The organism is Roseburia intestinalis L1-82 (assembly GCF_900537995.1).
GTDB lineage: Bacteria > Bacillota > Clostridia > Lachnospirales > Lachnospiraceae > Roseburia > Roseburia intestinalis.
Genome location: NZ_LR027880.1, coordinates 4,162,543 through 4,182,212 on the forward strand (window position 1 = coordinate 4,162,543; position 19,670 = coordinate 4,182,212).

Consider the following 19,670-nt stretch of genomic DNA (forward strand, 5'->3'; position numbering starts at 1 on the left):
AACCAGCTTACATTTCCCTGCCGTATCTTACATTCCTGTAAGATTGCATTTTTATTCCATTATACATTCTTACCTGAAATAGCCGCTTTAACCAATTTTTACAACCGTTCCCACCTCTTCTTTTGAAGTAATGGAAAATGTGTGACCCAGTTTCTTTAAAATACGGCTGCACAAATACAGACCGATTCCACTCGAATGCTGTCCCTCATGTCCGTTACAGCCGGTATATCCCATCTCACAGATACGCGGCAGATCCTCTGCCCGGATCCCGATTCCGGTATCCTCAATGACAAGGCGAACCGATTTCATGCCGCTGTTCTCCCCATCATCTTCTTTTCTATGAGATGCTTTCTGCACTGGCACCGACATGGTTCCATCCCCATCCTCCAGATAAATTTTAATACCGCCTGTTTTTGTATATTTGACCGCATTCGATATCACCTGTTCTATGACAAATGAGAGCCATTTTTTATCGGTGATCACCGTTGTTTCAACCGGCTCATAGCTCAGACTGATTTTTTTTGCAATAAACTGCCTGGCGTATTTTCTCACGGAAGTCCGTATGATCTCATCTAAATCGGTCTCCTCAAATACAAAATCCGTCGTTTCCGAATCAAGACGCTGATACTGCAATGCCATCTCCACATACTGTTCAATCCCAAACAGCTCGGAAAGTTCCTCTGTCATCTGCCCCTCATCATTTTTATTCTGAAGCAGAAGCCGCAGTGCTGCGATCGGTGTCTTGACCTGGTGAACCCACATGGCATAATATTCCTGCATATTTTTCTGTCTTGTGGCTGCCCGGCTCTGCGCCCCTGTATATTCATCCGATAATATCCGAAGAAGCTTCTGGTATTCATTTTCCAGCAGGTCTGCATTTTCCGGCATCCCGTCCGTGGAGAGCATGATGGTATGCTCTAACTCCTTTACCTTCTGATAATGCCTGTAATACCTCATCGCATCAAAAGCCAGAAGTATCAGCAGCAGAAACAGTGAAATAAATATTCCATAACCAATTTCTGCGAATGGTATTTTATTGAGCATCATCGTGATGATCATGATCGTTTCACATGCAATGACAATGCACAGCCAGACACCAATTCTTTTTACATAAGAAATAATTCCGCTCATCCGATCTGATACCCGATTCCTTTTCTCGTTACAATAAAATCACAAAGCCCCACTGATTCCAGTTTTTTCCGCAAACGGTTTACATTGACAGAAAGCGTATTTTCATCCACAAAACTGTCACTCTCCCATAATTTTACCATCAGCGTATCTCTTGATACAACTTTCTGTTTATTTTCCATGAGTACCTGCAGGATCTTAAATTCATTTTTCGTCAATTCTATTTTTTCCTGCTCATAAAATAATGCTGCCTCTGTCAGATTCAGCATGGCACCCTTATGCTCTAAAACAGCACTCTGTCCTGTAAAATCATAGGTTCTGCGAAGCATTGCCTGTACCTTTGCAGTCAGCACCTCAAGATCAAATGGTTTTGCGATAAAATCATCTCCGCCCATACTGACTGCCATGACAATATTCATATTATCCGACGCGGACGATACAAAAATAACAGGCACTTTTGATACTTTACGGATCTCACTGCACCAGTGGTAGCCATTGAAAAAAGGAAGTTTCACATCCATCAGTACAAGCTGCGGATCAAACGCCGCGAACGTACCGGCCACATTGGAAAAATCTTCGGCACAGCATACCTCATAATTCCAACTTTCCAGATGAGTTTTGACACTCCGTGCTATACTTTCGTCATCTTCTACAATCAAAATACGGTACATGGCATTTACCACAGTTCTGCCAGCTCATAAATAAGCTTCTCTGTTTTCTCCCAGCCAAGACAAGGATCTGTAATGGATTTGCCATAGCAGTGCTCTCCAACTTTCTGGTTTCCGTCCTCGATGTAACTCTCGATCATCAGTCCCTTGACCAGCTTATGAATATCTGCCGACATCTTACAGCTATGCAGTACGTCCTTGCTGATTCTGATCTGTTCCTCAAATTTCTTACCGGAATTGGAATGGTTTGCATCCACGATAACTGCCGGATTTGCAAGCGGATTGCTTGACGAATTGGCATCCTCATAATGCTCCAGCAGATTCTGCAGATCTTCGTAATGATAATTCGGAATATTTCTTCCGAATTTATCCACATAACCTCTCAAAATTGCATGCGTATATGGATTTCCCTGTGTTTTTACTTCCCAGCCGCGGTATAAAAATGTATGGCTGTTCTGTGCAGCAATGATGGAATTCATCATGACTGCAATGTCACCGCCGGTTGGATTTTTCATACCTACCGGAATGCCAACACCGCTTGCCGTCAGTCTGTGCTGCTGGTTTTCCACGGAACGTGCACCTACTGCTACATAAGAAAGCAGATCTGACAAATATCTGTGATTTTCCGGATATAACATCTCATCCGCACAGGTAAAACCGGTCTCTTCCACTGCACGTTTATGCATCTGGCGAATCGCTATGATTCCTTTTAACATATCCGTTTCTTTTTCCGGGTCCGGCTGATGCAGCATACCCTTATAACCGATTCCAATCGTTCTTGGTTTGTTCGTGTAAATACGTGGAATCATAAAAATCTTATCTGCAACTTTATCCTGTACTTTGCGAAGTCTTGAAATATAATCAATTACCGCATCCTCGTTGTCCGCAGAGCACGGTCCGATCACCAGAATTAATTTATCTTCTTTTCCCTCAAAGATTGCGCGGATCTCATCATCACGCTCTGCCTTAGTTGCAACAACCTGTGCACTTACCGGATATTCTTCCTTCAATTCTGCCGGTGTCGGAAGTTTCCGTAAGAACTCCATTTCCATTTCCATTTTGTCCTCCGTTTCTGCGCCGTTTTTCTATATCAGTTATCGATATCATCCTGTTAAAAGACATTTTGTACTCTTTGCGCTGACTTTTTTATTTATATCAATAGATTTGCCTGTAAAACATTGAATCTATTGTGTTCATAATGCGTTTTTCTTTTTCACTTTAAAGCATTGCAGTATGAAGTTCCTTTAAATAATACTTTGTTCTTTGTGATCTGTCAATCCCTTTTGAATAATTTAACAGCTTCTTCCTTAACATAGGAAAACGCGAAAACAGGTATTCCGTTTCCGAAATACCTGTCTAAAATCATATTATGCCGTTTTTAATAAAATACATGGTTTCCAATTACAACACCGGCGCGTCCGGAACTTGCTCTTGAGAAACAGGTTGCACCACCAGTGTTATCAGAACCGCCCAATGCCTGTTGTGCTGCCTGTACGCAGCTGCTCTTTGGTCCGTTTGCTGCGATACTCGCAACCATTCCCTGTCCTGCCGGCGGGAATTGACCGCTCTGGTAAATAACACCAGAAATACTGGATGGATATGCACCGGAACGAAGTCTGTTCATAACAACTGCCCCAACTGCAAGCTGTCCTTCATAACATTCATTTCCTGCTTCACACTGGATCAGTGCTGCAAGAAGTGTCACATCATCATAAGATGCTGAAACTGAAGCATTCTGTACGGTGGATGTCTCTGTAGTCTGTGCTGCTTTTGCCGCTGCCTCTTCCTCAGCTTTCTTTGCTAATGCTGCCTTTTCTTCTTCGATTGTAACTGCCTCGCCAAGTGCAAGTTCTGTCGTAACATAATCTGCACTGACATATGCGGTCTGTCCTTTATATTTTACAGCTACCCAGCCATCTTCTGCCTCAGCATCTGTATCGACCGTCAATGTCGTTCCTTCGGAAACTGCAGTGATAACGGACGCATCCTCGGACGCTTCATTTCTGACACGAAGTCCATTCGTATTGACCTGTGCCTCTGTTTCAACATTTTCCTGTGCATAGGCAAGTGCGTCCTCACCGGATACACAATAATCATTGTTGACATATCCGTCTACATCACCGGATACCACATGAGTCCATGTATCTCCGCTCTCGACAACATCTGCCACATCACCTTTATATAATTTACCGATAATCTCTGCATCCGCATCGCCAGATGCCCTGACATATAAAAACTCATCAACATCTGCCATCAGACGGTTCTGCCACTCAGCATCTTCTGTATTCTCCGTATTCCCGGCATCCTCAGCATTCTCGATGTTTTCTGTCTCTTCTGTATTCTCGGTCTCAGTGTTTTCTGTATTTTCTATATCTGTTGCGTTTTCTTCAACTGTTTCCTGTATATCTTCTGTAGTACCCGCATCCTGTGCCGTGCCATCTTCCTCTGATTCAATCTGTGCAGATTCCTCTATGGATGCTGCTTCATTCTGTACTACAGATGCATTTTCCAATGTATCTGTATCTTCCACTGCCTGCGCTTCCTCATCTGCTGAAGCAACAAGTATGGTCTGGGAGTGTTCAATCCCTGCTGCTGCCATCTCCACTATATCTGTGTTTATCTGGTTTAACTGTGCAACAACACCTGCTGTCCCATCTGTAGCTAAGTCCGTCCTTGTGTCTGCTACAACCGCTACTGCCTCTGCTGAAACTGTACTGGCTGCATCTGCAATCGCGCACATCACTACCATAGAACCGGCAAGCATGATTCCGCTGATTGCTCTTTTTCTTAAATTCATAGAAAACCTCCATCAGTGTTTACCATCTTATGTAAATAGTATTACACCTTTGTTTCGTTTTATTCATCTTTGTTACAATTATTACGGATTTATTACAATGAGGATTATAGCAAAGCAAACATGAAATGTCAAGCATCTGACATTTTATTCCAAATTTTACGAAAAAACCTCCTCTATAACATCATGGATCACGGTCACGGACTCTGCATTCTGCTTTCCTTTCTCCAGACCTTGCAATACCTGCGTCTGGTGTAAATCAGTGTCTTCCTTCAGCCTTATTTTACCGGTCATTTTTTCATGTTCGTTTTCTGTTCTATCTTCGGTTTCTTTTTGTCTGTTTTGTTTTTCTATTTGCTGCAATCTTTTTTCTATTTCCCTGTTCATCATAAGGTTTTTTCGCTCTGTTTTTTTTATCCTGTGTAATACATAAATCAGAAGGATCAATATCACAATACTGCTTCCCATATAAAACCATTCTGCATATTCTGCCATAAAGGTTCCCATCTGCTCCATGTATACCACCTCTCTTTTCCGGGACTTATCAATAAATTTATGTATTGTCCCTTTTTCTTATTAATTATAGAAAGAACAGAACCATTTGAAAAGGTCTTTCGGCCGTGTTTTGACCGCAACTTCCGACATTTTTCCCTTTCAATTCTTTGCTTTTTATCAATTCTCTCTCTTCCTGTTTTCCATTTTATAAGTCTTTTCTTGACTTTTATGCATAAGGGTATTATAAATAGGGAAGTGCAAAATGTTACAGGAAAGGGATTATTCTATGAAAAAAATCGTAATGACCGGGGGCGGCACTGCAGGACATGTCACACCAAATATCGCATTGATGCCAGCCTTGCGAAATGAAGGTTTTGAAATTTCTTATATAGGTTCCTATGAAGGAATTGAAAAACGGCTGATCGAGGAACAGGGTGTTCCTTACTATGGCATTTCTTCTGGAAAATTAAGACGTTACTTTGATCCTAAGAATTTTTCAGATCCATTTAAAGTATTAAAAGGATATGCGCAGTCGATCCGGCTTTTAAAAAAGATAAAACCGGATGTCGTTTTTTCTAAAGGCGGCTTTGTCTCTGTCCCAGTTGTTTTAGCTGCAAAACACTGCAAAGTTCCTGCCATTATACATGAGTCTGATCTGACTCCGGGACTTGCAAACAAACTTGCCATTCCGAGCGCAACAAAAGTTTGCTGTAATTTTCCTGAAACACTTTCTTATCTTCCGAAAGAAAAGGCGGTACTGACCGGTTCCCCGATTCGTCAGGAACTTTTAACAGGAAATGCCGACTTTGCTTTTTCGCTCTGTCATTTTAAAGATCACAGTAAACAGACAATTCTGATCGTTGGTGGAAGTTCCGGCTCCCGTGTAATAAATACAGCGATCCGCGGCCTGCTTCCTGAACTTTTGAAAAATTATAATGTGATTCATCTCTGTGGAAAAGGTAATCTGGACGATACATTAACTGCGACAGATGGATATGCACAGTTTGAATATGCCAACAAAGAGCTTTCCGATATGTTTGCTCTTGCAGATCTTGTCATTTCCCGCGCAGGTGCAAACGCAATCTGTGAACTTCTTGCGTTGCGCAAGCCTAATATTTTAATTCCTCTTTCCGCCGCTGCCAGCCGTGGAGATCAGATTCTGAATGCAAATTCGTTTCGTTCCCAGGGATTTAGTTATGTGTTAGAGGAAGAAGAACTGTCAAACACAACACTTCTTGAAGCAATTGAACATGTCTTCCACAAAAAGGAAGCATATATTGAGGCAATGGAAAACAGTAACAGCCGTAATTCCATTGATACGATTATCGGACTGATTTTAGACGCATCTAAAAAATGATTTTTAAGATAAGAGGAACGGATATATATTTTTTATATGTCTGTTCCTCTTTCGTTGTATAACTATGGTCAAAAAACTGATTATTCAGCAATCTTTTTACATCTTTAAAGAATCTCTGATCTCCGCCATCTCTTCTGGTGTAAACTCTTCATGATCCCAGATCAGAATATCATTATTTTTTGCATTCTTATAACGAGGGATCAGATGCATGTGAAAATGAAATACTGTCTGTCCAGCAATTTCATGATTATTCTGCACAATATTAAATCCATCGCACTTTAAAACATCCGTCATATGTTTTGCAAGTTTTTTTGCAAGCTGCATTGCATGTCCTGCAGTCTTTTCATCAATCTCATAAATGTCTGCATAATGTTCCTTTGGCAGGATCAATGCATGTCCTTTTGATGCCGGGCTTGCATCCAGAATTACTTTGAACTCATCATCTTCATAAATCGTATTGGACGGAATCTCGCCTCCAATAATTTTACAAAAAATACAATTTGCATCTCTCATTTTATCTATTATCCTCCATTTCCGTGCATCTGCACTTCCTTTTATTTGCGTAATCAACGTATTTGCTGCGACGTCCTGCAGATTTTGTGCATCAATGTGCGAAATTAAACATGGTATCTAACATACGCAGGATCTTAAAGTTTCCTTTCGCAGTCATTTCCCCTGTCATAAATGCTCTCTGAAATGTCATCCGTCCATCTACGATACTGTCCATAACTTCCGGTTTTAATTTTGCATAGACATCAATATTTTCTTCCTGGCCATAGTGAATGGTAAGCTCGCCTTCATTTACTTCCAGAAACAGCGGTTTTTTCCTGCCCTCTATAATAAACAGATATCTTGCCCTAAATTCTGGCTGCGGTGCAAACTGTGCACGAAATGTTTCAATATAAGCCTCTTCATCCTCTTTTTCGGACTTACCAAGCATTCCCTTAAACATCGTTGCAAGTTCTTCGATATCTTCCTTCTGTTTTTTCACATATGTGTCATCCGACACATACTTTGACAACTGCTCACTCTCCTGTGGGGTAAGCTCTAACTGAGGAGTCCTTAATATGGTCTGTTTTACTGCCTGATTGCTGGTTGGAAGACATTTTACTTTCTGCGAGATCGTCCGGTAAAGATTTTCTGCTTTCTTCTCAATCAGAACGGTATAGTCCTTATTCATCTCAAAACTGACAAGATCCTCAACATATCCGCAAAGTCCCGGGCATGGCTGTCCACCTAAAATCTCCCATGCACTCTGCAATGTCAGTTCGCCCTCGCGCTCTCCATATGTTGTAGACATGACAATCGGCTGCATATAAGTCGTTTTTATCTTTTCCTTATCGCCATACAGCCAGCAGGCATCCAGGAACTGCTGCATGTAGCCGCCTATCCCAAGCCACTCGATGGTGGTCGCAAGAATAATACCATCCGCATCTTTCATCGTTTGCGGAAGCGTTGCGATCTCATTTTTATGCTCATAAATATTAATGCGTTCCACTGTCACGCGAAGTTCCTGCAATACTTCTTCCATTTTGTTCAACACATATAATGTAGGATCATCTAACAATCCCCGTCCACCATAATAAATGTTTACTTTCATATTCTACCTCTTCCTGCATGTTCACCAAATACTGTTTTCAGTATATAAAGTTTTATTCTTATAATCAACAATTTTCCACTTTTTTGTGGTATAAAATCATCGCCGCAAGAAATCCGGTAAGAATTCCTCCAACATGACACCAGTTATCAATTCCAATTGTGGAAAAACCATAGTACAGACTCAATACCGCCATAAGGATCATTCCTTTTACCGTTAAACCTTCAAATCTGCCCCGATGTCTTATCACTACCCAGATCAAACCGCCAATCGTGCCAAACACCGCACCGGATGCGCCTGCTGATACTGCATAATCTCCGCTGTATAACATCATAAAATAGGATAATAATCCTCCACCAATTCCGGATAACATGTATATTACAAACATTTTAAAATGACCTGCTGCCCGCTCCAGTCTCGATCCAACACAGAAGAATATTACCATATTGTTTACCAGGTGTGGTAAACCAAAATGAATAAACATCGCTGTAAATATCCTCCACCACTGATGATTGATCTGTATGAACTCCGGGTACATTCCGCCATGGGATGCAATATAAAACGGATCCTGCGTATCTCCCAGAATTTCCAGTATCAGATATACGATCACATTTATGGCAGCAATCGCTATCGTAGTATAGGAGAGTCCCTTCAGAGAAAAACCTGGATTTGTACTTCCGGTACTTTTTGATTCGGCTCTGCAATTCTCCAGTGCATTTTTAAGTCCCCAGAAATCCCCCGGCTGATTCTCATAAATGATCAGTCTGCCCTGCTTCATGTCGTAACCCCAGACGTTTTTTTGCATACAGCATAACTGATGCATCATATCCGTATTATTACCAGACAGCAGTGTAAGCAATTCCACATGATAAACCGGATAGCCTTCCGGAAAATCTGCAAGTCTTCCCTGCGGATGATAAAACAGATCCATCACACGTTCCTGCATTACCTGATGCTGTTCTACTGTCAAAGCCTGTGTATCTTCCAGCGATATCATCATTACCACATGAAATCCCTGCTGGTAGTATTTATAAAAAACGCCGATATTTTCCGGCTGTACCCTGCAAAACCGGTAACCTTCTGTAAGTATTGCCTGTTCTATCTCTCTGTTCATATATTTGCCCTCTGATTTAATTATAGCCGTATTTATTGTGCATGTTTTCCACACATAATATGAACTTGCTAAAGTTCATTATAACGTAGCAAAAAAAGATTGCAAATATGTATGTCTTTTTATTTTCTTAAATAAATCTAAACTTTTCGTCCGCAAACATAACCGTTTCCTGCGCCTGAAGGCTCATTTTTACCCTGCAATTCAGTAACTCTCCGCCTACCATGGTCCCATTGGAAGAATTAAGATCCTCTATAAAGTAAACCTCCCCTTTTCTGGTGATCCGCGCATGATGCCTGCTCACTGTTCCACTCGGTATCACACCATCACAATCCAATTCACTTCCTATAATATATGGGGTATGATCTATCGAAAGTTCACTGCAGGTGCCATTTCCTTCATATTTTAGTATTCCATATTCCTTTTTGGGTAGATCAGCAAGTAAAACAGTTGGATTCTGCTGGTGCATGTTAATTTCTGGTTCCGGTTCAAATACAAATGGCTCCACTTTTTTCTCCGGTATTTTTCCCCCTTGTAATAATTTACGGATCCTTCCAAATATGTTCTGCTCTTTTTGCTGCCACAAACGCAGGATCCCTTTTTTCTTATTTTCCACAGGAATCGACATATACTCAGACTCCTCTTCCTTCCACACCGTCTCTGTAATTTTTTCCGGTACATTCTCTGTATATTCAGCCTTTCTCAGTATCTTTTTTATTTCTGCAATACAGTATCCATCCATTCTGGTATATTCAAATAACTCATATGCCGTCTGAACTCCATTCACATTTTTATGGTCTAATTTTGCCAGAAGATACTCTAATAGCTCATGAAATGATTTTCCTATCTCCTTTTCATTTCCAAAATAACAGCAAAAACTGACATTTTCTGTCTGATTGTCAAAAAAAATACTTTCCGGGCGCAGCAGCAATATATCCGGAGATATCAGCAAGCCATCCAGTACCTCCGCCATCGCAACAACCGCCTCACATATTTTAATAAATATCTCATAACTGATATCTGACAATTCCGCTAACATATCCACTGCCTGTTTTCCTGTTATGTCATACCACAACTGTGTCTGTCCGTTTCTGCTATTATACTCCGGCAATATAAGTTCCCTGGGTCTGTTTCTCCAGAGCATTTCTTTTTCCCATGGTTCTCCTTCTAATGCCGGTGTTAAAATCATATGACTGGCATGAATATTTCTGTAATAACTAAATTGAATACTCAAAATAATTCTCTCACCCTTTCCAGCTCATAAAACAATTTTACCGCATTTACTGTTTGATCTTTTATAATTCCCCCTGCAAGTGTTCTCGTCTCGTCATACAACTGCAGTCCAAGTTTCATAATAACGAAAAATAATAACATCGCCATTGACATAATGATTGCGGCCTCAATGGTAATGGATGCTTCCCATTCCTTCATTCCATCACCATTACGAACAGATAACCCGCCAGTAAAAAAGGGGCAAAGGGAATCCTGTAGGTTCGTCCTTTCCTTCTGATCACCGATAAAAATAAAGATGTTATCCCAGCTAAAAATAGTCCCATAACAAATACCTCCACATTTTTTTCAAATCCCAAAAATATCCCGCTGACCACCAGAATCATTCCATCTGCACGCCCGACACTTCCACCTGACCATAACCCAAAAAACAAGATCATCATTCCAATCCCCATTCCGAGTAAAATCTCTATGATACTCAACTCCATACTATAGAGATGAAATAAGAGTCCTATAATACCTCCGGTCAGTAAAAAATATATATTTATTTTTCTATTTCTGTAATCCTGAAATGCAGATATCGAAAAAAATCCAAGTATTAATGTATTTTGCAGCATTTTCCCATAATCCTCCTGCATTCTTCTAAGTTTCGCATCTACTGCATTTTTTTCTATTTCCCACTTCTGACAGACGTATCATATAAATTGTGCGTTTAATTCCACCACAATTTAAATCATAATGAAATCTGTTTCCCTGATCTGTAATAAACACCGTATTTTTGCCTTTTATTTTTTCCGCGCAGACTTCGCATTCGCGGTATTTTTCTCCATATTTATTTCTTTTATTCTTTATATCTGTATAATTAACAGCTGATATTGATAATTTCAAATATGTACATTCTCTCGATGTATGATATACACTCCCCTTTTCTGCCACATACACCCATATCTCCATATTACCGTTATCTTCCACCCATCCTGTCCACTTACGGCAAATGACATGCTGTCTGATTTTAAGATACGGCTTTCCGGGCAGCCACACCGGCATTTTGACACCATAAGATGCTACAAGATAAATTTTATCCTCCGTGAATTTTGATTTCAAAAGATTAATACCTGCCACTTTATTAACTACATAGTGGTTGATATTGTCACTTTTCTTTATATTTTTCTTGAAAAGTACATTTGCTGCAGCCATCCCAACGATCTTCTCATGATCTTCACCCTCCTGCGCTGCCATAACTGCAAGTTTACGCCCGGTATCATCCAATGCCTTTTGTACATCCATCTGAACCTGCATTACCCGGAAAAACATTAGAATCATTACAAAAAATAATGCCATAACCGGCAAGATAACAGCCGCCTCTAATGTAAATGATCCTTCCAGCCAGAGACATGGCGGTGTCTCCTGACGGCGGCAGGCCTCCGCCTGATGAGAAAGAATATTATTACTTTCCGGGAGAGATCCTTTTTTGTATATTTTATATTTCTTTTTTCCCTTCTCTGTAAGAAACACCGCCATATCCCCTCCTTATTCATTTATGTATGACAGTTTCTGTCTTTTAAAAAACGTATATCCCCCCATTTCCATATCTCCATATAAGCTTCTCTTTGCAAATAACGGCTTAGCTTCAAACCGCAGTTCGCAGATCATATTGTCTATCATATGATCCATTCTGGCATTTTTACCATTCTGCTCCTTTTGCATGGCAAGTTCCATGATATCCATCATACGATATGCCATTTTTTTCTCTTTCATCGCAAATAGCAGCTGTTTTATATACGCCTGATAGGATAAGCCGTTTTTACATTCTCTTGCTTTTCCCTCACCCGTCACTATTTCACCCAGCTTTTTTAGATCCGTGGTCCACTCTGCTGCACTTTTAATGAGTGAAATTTTTCCACCGGAAAGAAGAGTTCGCAGATCAAGTATACTTTCCACATATGCCCACGCTGCCACCACACCAATTTGAACAATCTTGACAACTGCCGGATTCCCGGAAAAACCGGCAAGTGATGTTGCAATCATTAATGTCTGATTTAATTTTTCTCTATCCGCTATAATATGTGCAACATTTGCAGCTTCGCGCATCCGCATCAGACGTTCTATGGATGATTCCAGGTTTTTCTTATCCGTATCTTTACCACACAGGATATATTCCATCTCATAAGTTAGATCTCCTTTTCCCGGCTCTGTATAATCCGAAAAATGTTTTCCAATATATTCCAGTACCATGACACGATCAGATACATTCATTTTTTCTGCCTTTTTCATATCATACCGCCCAGTTTCACACTGTCTGTTCGAAACCATATCTTTTGCTTCAACTGCTTTCGCCGATAAAGACGACATATCTGATACCGTCATTCCAAGGAGCGCATTCTGTTTTAATTGCAGGACAATCTGGATTGGGCTTTCCTTTTTGCTGTCTTCTGCATCCTGTGCGTGATTATTCTCATTGTCCTGGATGTTTTTTTCTCCAGCCTCCTCCTGCGGCGCACCCTCTTTGGCATTCTGATCCGCCTGTTCTTTTTCCTTTTTTGCATTTATGATGGCCTGATCTGCATCCTCTACACTATATTCTGTTTTTCCATCTGCCTCCGCCTTTTTTCCATCCTGATATTGCTGATACATTTTCTTTGCAACATCCTCCGGCAGATGCCTCTTCATATATGCAGATGCCTGACGCAGCATACCTGTACCATCATTATCCGTTGCAAACATATATTCCAGCAGGGAAGCTTCGCACAGCTTTGTTCGAAACACACTGTTTTCCCCGGTTTCAGACAAATTTCCAGCCACATAGTCCATGACACGGGAGCTCACTTTATTCTCATCAAACTGATCCCAACCATATGCACCATCCAAATACAGTAAATGATATTTATCCCATAATACCGTCTGATATTCCGCTGCCACACAGTCCATTCCTGTATCTGCCGCAAGGGTATCCATCATTTGCAATCCCGATACCCTTGCTCCTTCCAGTAATGCAAGCAGAAAAGATAAAATCAACAACAGACTCAGGGCAGAAAATATGGTCAGACTTCCTTCTTCCTCTGTCTTCATAACAATTTGTTACTCTCTATTGTTATCTTCTTAAGAATTTTTGTATTTAAGCTCTTGATTTTCGTGTTAAATACAACGATAAGCCCAATTAAAATAACAAGTATCAACACGATCTCAATAATGGCCACCCCGTCTTCTTCCCCTAAAAATTCTTTAAACCCCTTCATACAATTTCTCCTTTCTAATCTTACAATCCATAATTTCATGAAATGATCATTACACACTTTACCGGCAAATCCTTTGTTTTAAATTATAATTCCATGGAACGCATAGCTGGAAATGCCAGTATTAACATCACCGCACCGAGCATCAGAATCATCGGAAACAACATCTTTGTCCCGGCTTCCTCCCCCAGCTTTCGCGCCATACTTTTTCGTTCTTCAAAGGCATCTTCCGCCTCCTGCTCTAACAGCCTTGTCAGACCCCTGCTTCCTTTTCTCAGATTCTGCGCCAAAAGATTGCCAAATTTGCGGTAGCGGTAGCCGCCACATCTTTCTCCAAAACGCTCATAAGCACGTTCTTCCCCCATTCCATTTTTTATTTCAAATGAAGTCCGCTGCATCTCTTCATAGACTTCTTTTCTGCAAATTGTCCTTTTTTGCCGCTCATTCATATAATTTTCTGTCAATCTGTTCCATGCTTTAGAAACAGTCATTCCTGCGCCAAGTAAAAGTACCAGATTACTTACCATATCCGCATACTGCAGTTCCAACAACGCTTTGCGCTTCTTTTCTCTTTCTTTTTTACGCGATTGCTCCACAAAAGGAAGGATGATTACTATTCCCCCTCCAAGGAACAGAATTTTTTCAGATAAATGTTCTTTTTTGGTATTCCAGATCAGTTTTTTTCCGTTTAGCTGCTCCGGAAGTTTGATGCTATCCCCCGGATCTGCTGACTGCTTCTTTAAATAATTCTCTATTTCACGGATCATTTTGTGTTCTTCATCAAGCTCCTTTGGCATTACACGAAAATACCGTTCACTGATGCACTCTGATGATTCGCATCTTAACGTTACTGCAGCTTTTACCAGAATCCCATTTTCGGGTATATTTTCCTCAACCACTCTCCCTTCATCGTCCACTACATCATACGGTTCAAATTCCCAGTCTGCGCTTACCGCTCCCTCCTGGTAATTTTTTCTTATCTCTGCCTTTTCCCGCACTTCCCCATTGTTTTTCACAAATTCATCATCAATTTCCTGCTGTGCAGCCTCAAGTAATTTTTGTTCCTCCTGTTTCGACAAAATACGTTCCGGAACCACCACCTGATAGGAATACCCATCTAAAATACCTTCTGCATCGACCGTCATTTCTTCCTCATAATCCCCTTCCCCATATGATGGGCGCACAAGTTCTAATTCTATTCCACCGCTTTCCATTTCTTCTGAAATTTGTGCTAAAATTGCAAGAGCCGATACTAAAATCATAACAACTGCCGCACGTCTTACTTCTGATGATACTTTTTTTCTTCCCACAACCGGCACCAAAACTGCCACGCACAAAACTCCAATACACAAAATCATCCGTTTCTCCCCTTACACCCTGATATCTGAAATTCGTCTGTTTATTGCCATTGCCCCCACAAAAACCAATAATGCTGCACTCATGACAAGAACACCTGCCAGATTGCCATACAACGGATCGATAAATTCTCTTGATGCAAGATTCAGATAGGCGAGAATAAAAAATGGCATCACACTCATAATCTTCCCCTCCAGCTTCTTTCCGGCAATGACTGTATCCACTTCCCTCTCTACTTCTATCTTTGCGGATATGCGTGCTGCTGTTGTCCGGATAATCTGAGGGAAGTCTCCCCCACTCCTTTTTGCAAAACCAAAAATCTCTGCAAAACTTTGGATTTCTTCCACACCGCTCCGCACTGCCAGATCATGCAGAATCTCTTCTACATTCCGGTTTAATTTTATTTCTGCATTCATCTGAATCAATTCCTTAGTGATCATTGCCTCTTTTCCATACAGATCCATAATTTCCCGCTCCGCTTCTTTCCATGCATGTTCAATGGAATATCCTGCAAGCAATGCCGCTGCAACGGCCTGGATCGCATCCCGAAATTCAATCATCAGCTTTTTTGCACGTTCATCTCTTTTTTTATTTTTGTAATAAGAAACGATTAGATAATTTACAGGAATAACCAGCACCATTCCATACCATGAACGGTAAAACAGCCACGCGATCGCTGCTGCGACTGCCGTCCCTGCTGCCAGACACCCCAGTCGTTCCCACAGATTACACCGATATTTACGATAATCCATTTATTCTCCTGTACCAGGAAGTGTGATTCCTGCTCTTTTACATTTTTCCTGATTAAAAAGTGTACCTACCCGCTGTAATTCTCCACAGACTGTTTCTCCGTCCGATGGTTTTTCCACATAACGATACAGATCTTTCAACACAATCTCCCCTTCCTGCATACCAGTCACTTCTGTAATTGTCAGGACCTTACGGCTTTTATCCCTCATTCTCCCAAGATGAACCAGAATATCCAGTCCGGATGCAATCTGACTTCGTATCGCAGTAAGCGGCAGCTCCATTCCCATCAGCACCATTGTTTCTAAACGACTCATCATATCCCGACAGGAATTTGCATGCCCGGTAGATAAACTTCCATCATGTCCGGTATTCATTGCCTGCAGCATATCAAGCGCTTCCTCTCCACGACACTCACCAACCACAATTCTCTCCGGCCGCATTCGAAGTGCCGTACGGATCAGATCCCGTATCGTAATCGGTTTTACTCCTTCAAACATCTGATTTCTTGTTTCAAGTCTTACCAGATTTGGTTTGTCGACAAGCCGGAGTTCTGCCGAATCTTCAATCGTAATGATCCTTTCCTCCCTCGGAATATACTGGGACAGCGCATTTAAGAACGTTGTTTTTCCGGAGCCTGTCCCTCCTGATATAAATATGTTATATCCTGCCATCACAAGCACTTTTAAAAATGCTGCGGCTTCCTCTGTAATTGACTCTATCCGTATCAGATCTTCCATTAAAATAGGTGTTTGTGGAAATTTTCGGATAGATACTGCAGCACCGTCTATGGAAATTGGCGAAAGCACAATATTTACACGCGATCCATCTGCTAATCTTGTATCCACGATTGGAGATGCCTCATTTACCATACGGTTACTGTTTCCTGCCATCTGCTGTATCACATCACCCAATTTCTGCTCAGATGAAAAATGTGTCTGCGCCCGAAATAATTTTCCTTTTTTCTCATAAAAAATACGGGACGCTCCATTGATCATAATCTCCGTCACTTCAGGATCCTCTAATAATTCCTGAATCGCATCATACTTTCTTAAAGAATTAAACAATAAATGTTCTAATTGTTCCCGTTCTTTCAGAGTTAACAGATTTTTTCTGGAGTATTCTTCCACTTCCTTTTCAATAAACCGGCAAACTTCTTCATCATTTTGTTCTCTGGACAAGTCAAGTGCTGCTATGATATTTGATCTTAAATCATCAAATATTTCTTCACTCCACCTATATTTCTCCATAAGCATCCCCTGCCAGATAGTCTCTTATATAATCTCCAAATTCACTCCAGACAAGCTGTTCTAACATATTTCCCCCACCACGGATTCCTTTTGCGGTAAACGGAAGATTTACAAACTGTAACCGTTCGGACATTCCGTCCGGCTTTACCTGTTCCAGATAATGAACAAATTCCGTTTTCTGGCATTCATAGAAATATCCTTCTTTTACCGGACAATAAATACTGCTGCATTCTTCCAGAAACGCCGCTATGGATGGAATCCCAGTTCCAAAATCAAATACAACCGTATCAAACTTTGTATTTTCTTCCAGATGTGCCAGCAGTTTCCGGTAATCATCCATCTGAAACTCCCCCAGCTGCTCAGGATTGCGAAATGGTGCTACATACGAAAAATCTCCCATTTCATATATGCTCTGAAAAAACTGTTCTGATTCTGTTGTTCCCCTTCTCAATCGAAGGGTCAGATCCCCGATATCGTATTCTGCCTGACTGTCAAACAACTGTAAAAATCCGGTATTTTGCATCAGATTGATATACAATATCCGTCGTTGTTTTGCCAGTACAGAAGACAGTACCATAGAAAACGGCATCTGCATTTCATGACCGATTGGAGAATATACCCCTATTATCTCCAGCTTGGTTAATCTGTCTGTAAATGATTCCTTTCCCGCTTTTTTCCCTCCTGTCACTACCATCATTTCATGAAGGATCGCCTCCATTGGCTGATATTTAAAAATGACCGTCAGCTTTCTCCCCGACTGCAGATAAGAATTATCTTCTGACAGACGCTCTGGTATATTTTCTGACAGGATCAGCACGGTCATTCCCGACAAAACTGCCTGTTCGCCAAATTCTGAAAATCCACTCCCCAGCAAAACCAGATCAAATTTTTCATTTTTTATTTTCTGTAAAAATAATTCCGGCTCCGGAAATAAATGAACCGTAAATTCCTTTGCCTTATGTTCCATCAGATATGCAGCAAATCTTTCCCCGTACGTTTCATTCGTATCGCAGAATGCCACATCCAGTTTATGCAATACCCCACCCCCAGACCACGATAAAATATCCAATTAAAATTGCTGTTGAAAAATGCATGAATGTCTTTGTCCCAATTGCATAACCAACCGTTACTTTTTTGTAAACGATCTTTCCTGCTCCTATCACTGCCCCCACAACAAACGCCACAGGTATCAGATAGCAAAGCTGTGTCAGTGTCAGAAAACCTCCTGCAATGGAAAATAACTTGATATCGCCTGCACCCAGTATGCACAGACTAAATAAAAGAAATAATAAGATAACCGGAATAGATATATTCATCAGAAAATGAACTGCACCTGCACTTCCTTCCCCCAGCAGTCGAAATGCAAGTCCCCAAATTAATCCGGAAACAATCAGCCGGTTACTGATCCTGCCGTTTCCAAAATCCATCACCACCGCTAACGTAAGATGCGTCAGCAATGTAAGATTCATTAGTTCCCCAATTCATCACCTCTTTCGTAGTTTGTAAGTCGAATTATAGCAATGCTTTTTTTGTTTGTCCATACTTTTTTACAAAACAGCCTATCTTTGTAGACTATTCACAAAAATTTACATGCCAAAATTCCATAAAGCAGCGCAAACCCGCCTATACCAAGGATTCCAATTGTCAAAAGGCTTACCGGATTTAATCCCACGCTAATCGCTATTCCCTGTGAAGTAAAAAAATCATTTGCATAAATAATCCCGATTCCGCCTAAAACAATACGAATCATAAAATTTAACAGCATCTGTATTTTTTTCCCGATTACAACAATAAAAAGGACCATACCAAGAACTCCTATGATTGCCCATTCTCCCTGTATTTGCTGCATATAGATATCCTTTTCTCTTCTTTTTATCAAATTTATTCATCCGGACATATTTTATGCAAATAATTTCTTACAATTTTTCCGTTTTTTGTATAGAATGGAAATTTCGTGATTATACTAAAAATAAAGAATTTTTCAGACGGAGGAATATTATGTTTCGTTTTTTTCAACCAGAAAAAACAAATGATGCGCATTACACAGTGCTAATGAATGACCTCCATCAGACTGCGCAGGATCTGCAGGATGCATACCGTAATTTAGAAAATGTAATTGACCCGGACATGATTGATTGCTGCATTTATGAACTATATTCTGTGCAAATGCGCTATAAATTTTTACTCGCTAGTATAAAAAAAATAGAGGATTCCTATACTAAGAATCCTCTGGAAGTATCAAAATCCTGATACGTCTCAACCAAATCATTTTTTCCATACGTATATCCGGCATAAATCTGCTGGGTATTACGCATAAGCGGTGCGGAGGTATCCTCTTTCATTACCTCCGCAAACGCCGTGTAAAGTTTCTTCATCAGGTTCTCCGCAAGTTCAACCTCTTTTAAATCCCTTTTATACATTGCTTTTGCAAGTGTCTCCCTGCAAAATACATAGATGCGATATAACTCTCCTGCAAGTTCATAGGAAAAATCAAGCGATGAGATCAATTCACTGATAGTTTTTGAGGCATTCCGCAATGCTGTCTTATAATTTTCCCATTCTCCGTTATCATGTGCCTCTTTTGTATCTTCCATATATGCAAAAAATATGTCATAAATCACAATGACCAGACCACCCCTGTTACTCTGACTGATCCTTCTTGTAAAATCCATTATCTGTTCTTTTTTCAAAACAGATCCCTCCT

General features: G+C 40.6%; 23 protein-coding genes. 2 read left to right on the forward strand and 21 right to left on the reverse strand.

The window, feature by feature from the left end; genetic code table 11:
- Positions 1-87: 87 nt before the first annotated feature.
- The 5 genes from RIL182_RS19575 to RIL182_RS19595 all read right to left on the reverse strand — a co-directional run bounded on the left by RIL182_RS19575 (position 88) and on the right by RIL182_RS19595 (position 5,106).
- Positions 88-1,131: a sensor histidine kinase gene (locus tag RIL182_RS19575; protein ID WP_006855355.1), complete on the reverse strand. Its 1,044-nt coding sequence runs from the start codon at positions 1,129-1,131 to the stop codon at positions 88-90.
- Complete coding sequence (locus RIL182_RS19580) at positions 1,128-1,799, reverse strand: response regulator transcription factor (RefSeq protein ID WP_044998476.1); 672 nt, start codon at positions 1,797-1,799, stop codon at positions 1,128-1,130. The genes RIL182_RS19575 and RIL182_RS19580 overlap by 4 nt, the downstream gene beginning before the upstream one ends.
- A gap of 5 nt (positions 1,800-1,804) precedes the next feature.
- Complete coding sequence (locus RIL182_RS19585) at positions 1,805-2,854, reverse strand: 3-deoxy-7-phosphoheptulonate synthase (RefSeq protein ID WP_006855357.1); 1,050 nt, start codon at positions 2,852-2,854, stop codon at positions 1,805-1,807.
- A 320-nt stretch (positions 2,855-3,174) separates the two neighbouring features.
- Positions 3,175-4,593, reverse strand: a complete 1,419-nt coding sequence (locus tag RIL182_RS19590) for a cell wall hydrolase (protein WP_006855358.1) — start codon at positions 4,591-4,593, stop codon at positions 3,175-3,177.
- Positions 4,594-4,749: 156 nt separating this feature from the next.
- The gene (locus RIL182_RS19595) at positions 4,750-5,106 is read right to left on the reverse strand and encodes a hypothetical protein (protein WP_006855359.1); all 357 of its coding nucleotides are present in this window, start codon (positions 5,104-5,106) and stop codon (positions 4,750-4,752) included.
- A 265-nt stretch (positions 5,107-5,371) separates the two neighbouring features.
- On the opposite strand from RIL182_RS19595, the gene RIL182_RS19600 reads away from it, so the two are divergent.
- The gene (locus RIL182_RS19600) at positions 5,372-6,442 is read left to right on the forward strand and encodes an undecaprenyldiphospho-muramoylpentapeptide beta-N-acetylglucosaminyltransferase (protein ID WP_044998477.1); all 1,071 of its coding nucleotides are present in this window, start codon (positions 5,372-5,374) and stop codon (positions 6,440-6,442) included.
- A 96-nt stretch (positions 6,443-6,538) separates the two neighbouring features.
- Here RIL182_RS19600 and RIL182_RS19605 read toward each other — a convergent pair whose 3' ends face one another.
- From RIL182_RS19605 to RIL182_RS19675, 15 genes are all read right to left on the reverse strand, one after another.
- A complete protein-coding gene (locus RIL182_RS19605) occupies positions 6,539-6,955 on the reverse strand; it encodes an HIT family protein (RefSeq protein WP_015561195.1) in 417 nt (138 codons plus the stop codon).
- 91 nt (positions 6,956-7,046) lie between these two features.
- Positions 7,047-8,042, reverse strand: coding sequence for an SCP2 sterol-binding domain-containing protein (locus RIL182_RS19610; protein ID WP_006855362.1), 996 nt, complete (start codon positions 8,040-8,042; stop codon positions 7,047-7,049).
- Positions 8,043-8,106: 64 nt separating this feature from the next.
- Entirely contained in the window at positions 8,107-9,153 is a 1,047-nt protein-coding gene (locus tag RIL182_RS19615; protein WP_044998448.1) for a rhomboid family intramembrane serine protease, read from the reverse strand.
- 127 nt (positions 9,154-9,280) lie between these two features.
- Positions 9,281-10,384, reverse strand: a complete 1,104-nt coding sequence (locus tag RIL182_RS19620; protein ID WP_242655442.1) for a DUF6382 domain-containing protein — start codon at positions 10,382-10,384, stop codon at positions 9,281-9,283.
- Entirely contained in the window at positions 10,381-10,581 is a 201-nt protein-coding gene (locus RIL182_RS19625; protein ID WP_006855365.1) for a hypothetical protein, read from the reverse strand. The genes RIL182_RS19620 and RIL182_RS19625 overlap by 4 nt, the downstream gene beginning before the upstream one ends.
- Positions 10,578-11,018 (reverse strand): prepilin peptidase, encoded by a 441-nt coding sequence (locus RIL182_RS19630; RefSeq protein WP_006855366.1) that lies wholly within the window; start codon positions 11,016-11,018, stop codon positions 10,578-10,580. Before RIL182_RS19630 ends, RIL182_RS19625 begins: the two co-directional genes overlap by 4 nt.
- 4 nt (positions 11,019-11,022) lie before the next feature.
- On the reverse strand, positions 11,023-11,901 hold the full coding sequence (locus tag RIL182_RS19635; RefSeq protein ID WP_006855367.1) for a TadE/TadG family type IV pilus assembly protein: 879 nt from the start codon (positions 11,899-11,901) through the stop codon (positions 11,023-11,025).
- A 9-nt stretch (positions 11,902-11,910) separates the two neighbouring features.
- The gene (locus tag RIL182_RS19640; RefSeq protein ID WP_006855368.1) at positions 11,911-13,449 is read right to left on the reverse strand and encodes a DUF5702 domain-containing protein; all 1,539 of its coding nucleotides are present in this window, start codon (positions 13,447-13,449) and stop codon (positions 11,911-11,913) included.
- Entirely contained in the window at positions 13,446-13,616 is a 171-nt protein-coding gene (locus RIL182_RS19645) for a Flp1 family type IVb pilin (protein WP_015561190.1), read from the reverse strand. Before RIL182_RS19645 ends, RIL182_RS19640 begins: the two co-directional genes overlap by 4 nt.
- 83 nt (positions 13,617-13,699) lie before the next feature.
- Positions 13,700-14,944, reverse strand: a complete 1,245-nt coding sequence (locus tag RIL182_RS19650; RefSeq protein ID WP_242863460.1) for a type II secretion system F family protein — start codon at positions 14,942-14,944, stop codon at positions 13,700-13,702.
- 39 nt (positions 14,945-14,983) lie between these two features.
- Entirely contained in the window at positions 14,984-15,721 is a 738-nt protein-coding gene (locus tag RIL182_RS19655) for a type II secretion system F family protein (protein ID WP_006855371.1), read from the reverse strand.
- The gene (locus tag RIL182_RS19660; RefSeq protein ID WP_006855372.1) at positions 15,722-16,972 is read right to left on the reverse strand and encodes a CpaF family protein; all 1,251 of its coding nucleotides are present in this window, start codon (positions 16,970-16,972) and stop codon (positions 15,722-15,724) included.
- A complete protein-coding gene (locus RIL182_RS19665) occupies positions 16,953-18,002 on the reverse strand; it encodes a P-loop NTPase family protein (RefSeq protein WP_006855373.1) in 1,050 nt (349 codons plus the stop codon). The genes RIL182_RS19660 and RIL182_RS19665 overlap by 20 nt, the downstream gene beginning before the upstream one ends.
- Positions 17,995-18,435, reverse strand: coding sequence for a prepilin peptidase (locus RIL182_RS19670; RefSeq protein WP_006855374.1), 441 nt, complete (start codon positions 18,433-18,435; stop codon positions 17,995-17,997). The genes RIL182_RS19665 and RIL182_RS19670 overlap by 8 nt, the downstream gene beginning before the upstream one ends.
- A 107-nt stretch (positions 18,436-18,542) precedes the next feature.
- Entirely contained in the window at positions 18,543-18,815 is a 273-nt protein-coding gene (locus RIL182_RS19675; RefSeq protein WP_006855375.1) for a pro-sigmaK processing inhibitor BofA family protein, read from the reverse strand.
- A 203-nt stretch (positions 18,816-19,018) separates the two neighbouring features.
- Here RIL182_RS19675 and RIL182_RS22220 point away from each other — a divergent pair, with 203 nt between their 5' ends.
- Entirely contained in the window at positions 19,019-19,216 is a 198-nt protein-coding gene (locus tag RIL182_RS22220; RefSeq protein ID WP_241070994.1) for a DUF2508 family protein, read from the forward strand.
- Here the strand turns inward: RIL182_RS22220 and RIL182_RS19685 are convergent.
- Positions 19,180-19,656, reverse strand: a complete 477-nt coding sequence (locus tag RIL182_RS19685; RefSeq protein ID WP_022111842.1) for a flagellar export chaperone FliS — start codon at positions 19,654-19,656, stop codon at positions 19,180-19,182. The genes RIL182_RS22220 and RIL182_RS19685 overlap by 37 nt on opposite strands.
- Positions 19,657-19,670: the final 14 nt, after the last annotated feature.

Excerpts from the sequence above, each read along its gene's own strand:
- RIL182_RS19575 (WP_006855355.1), bottom strand. The coding sequence starts at position 1,131 with ATGAGCGGAATTATTTCTTATGTAAAAAGAATTGGTGTCTGGCTGTGC.
- RIL182_RS19580 (WP_044998476.1), bottom strand. The coding sequence starts at position 1,799 with ATGTACCGTATTTTGATTGTAGAAGATGACGAAAGTATAGCACGGAGT.
- RIL182_RS19585 (WP_006855357.1), bottom strand. The coding sequence starts at position 2,854 with ATGGAAATGGAAATGGAGTTCTTACGGAAACTTCCGACACCGGCAGAA.
- RIL182_RS19590 (WP_006855358.1), bottom strand. The coding sequence starts at position 4,593 with ATGAATTTAAGAAAAAGAGCAATCAGCGGAATCATGCTTGCCGGTTCT.
- RIL182_RS19595 (WP_006855359.1), bottom strand. The coding sequence starts at position 5,106 with ATGGAGCAGATGGGAACCTTTATGGCAGAATATGCAGAATGGTTTTAT.
- RIL182_RS19600 (WP_044998477.1), top strand. The coding sequence starts at position 5,372 with ATGAAAAAAATCGTAATGACCGGGGGCGGCACTGCAGGACATGTCACA.
- RIL182_RS19605 (WP_015561195.1), bottom strand. The coding sequence starts at position 6,955 with ATGAGAGATGCAAATTGTATTTTTTGTAAAATTATTGGAGGCGAGATT.
- RIL182_RS19610 (WP_006855362.1), bottom strand. The coding sequence starts at position 8,042 with ATGAAAGTAAACATTTATTATGGTGGACGGGGATTGTTAGATGATCCT.
- RIL182_RS19615 (WP_044998448.1), bottom strand. The coding sequence starts at position 9,153 with ATGAACAGAGAGATAGAACAGGCAATACTTACAGAAGGTTACCGGTTT.
- RIL182_RS19625 (WP_006855365.1), bottom strand. The coding sequence starts at position 10,581 with ATGAAGGAATGGGAAGCATCCATTACCATTGAGGCCGCAATCATTATG.
- RIL182_RS19630 (WP_006855366.1), bottom strand. The coding sequence starts at position 11,018 with ATGCAGGAGGATTATGGGAAAATGCTGCAAAATACATTAATACTTGGA.
- RIL182_RS19635 (WP_006855367.1), bottom strand. The coding sequence starts at position 11,901 with ATGGCGGTGTTTCTTACAGAGAAGGGAAAAAAGAAATATAAAATATAC.
- RIL182_RS19640 (WP_006855368.1), bottom strand. The coding sequence starts at position 13,449 with ATGAAGACAGAGGAAGAAGGAAGTCTGACCATATTTTCTGCCCTGAGT.
- RIL182_RS19645 (WP_015561190.1), bottom strand. The coding sequence starts at position 13,616 with ATGAAGGGGTTTAAAGAATTTTTAGGGGAAGAAGACGGGGTGGCCATT.
- RIL182_RS19655 (WP_006855371.1), bottom strand. The coding sequence starts at position 15,721 with ATGGATTATCGTAAATATCGGTGTAATCTGTGGGAACGACTGGGGTGT.
- RIL182_RS19660 (WP_006855372.1), bottom strand. The coding sequence starts at position 16,972 with ATGCTTATGGAGAAATATAGGTGGAGTGAAGAAATATTTGATGATTTA.
- RIL182_RS19670 (WP_006855374.1), bottom strand. The coding sequence starts at position 18,435 with ATGAATCTTACATTGCTGACGCATCTTACGTTAGCGGTGGTGATGGAT.
- RIL182_RS19675 (WP_006855375.1), bottom strand. The coding sequence starts at position 18,815 with ATGCAGCAAATACAGGGAGAATGGGCAATCATAGGAGTTCTTGGTATG.
- RIL182_RS22220 (WP_241070994.1), top strand. The coding sequence starts at position 19,019 with ATGAATGACCTCCATCAGACTGCGCAGGATCTGCAGGATGCATACCGT.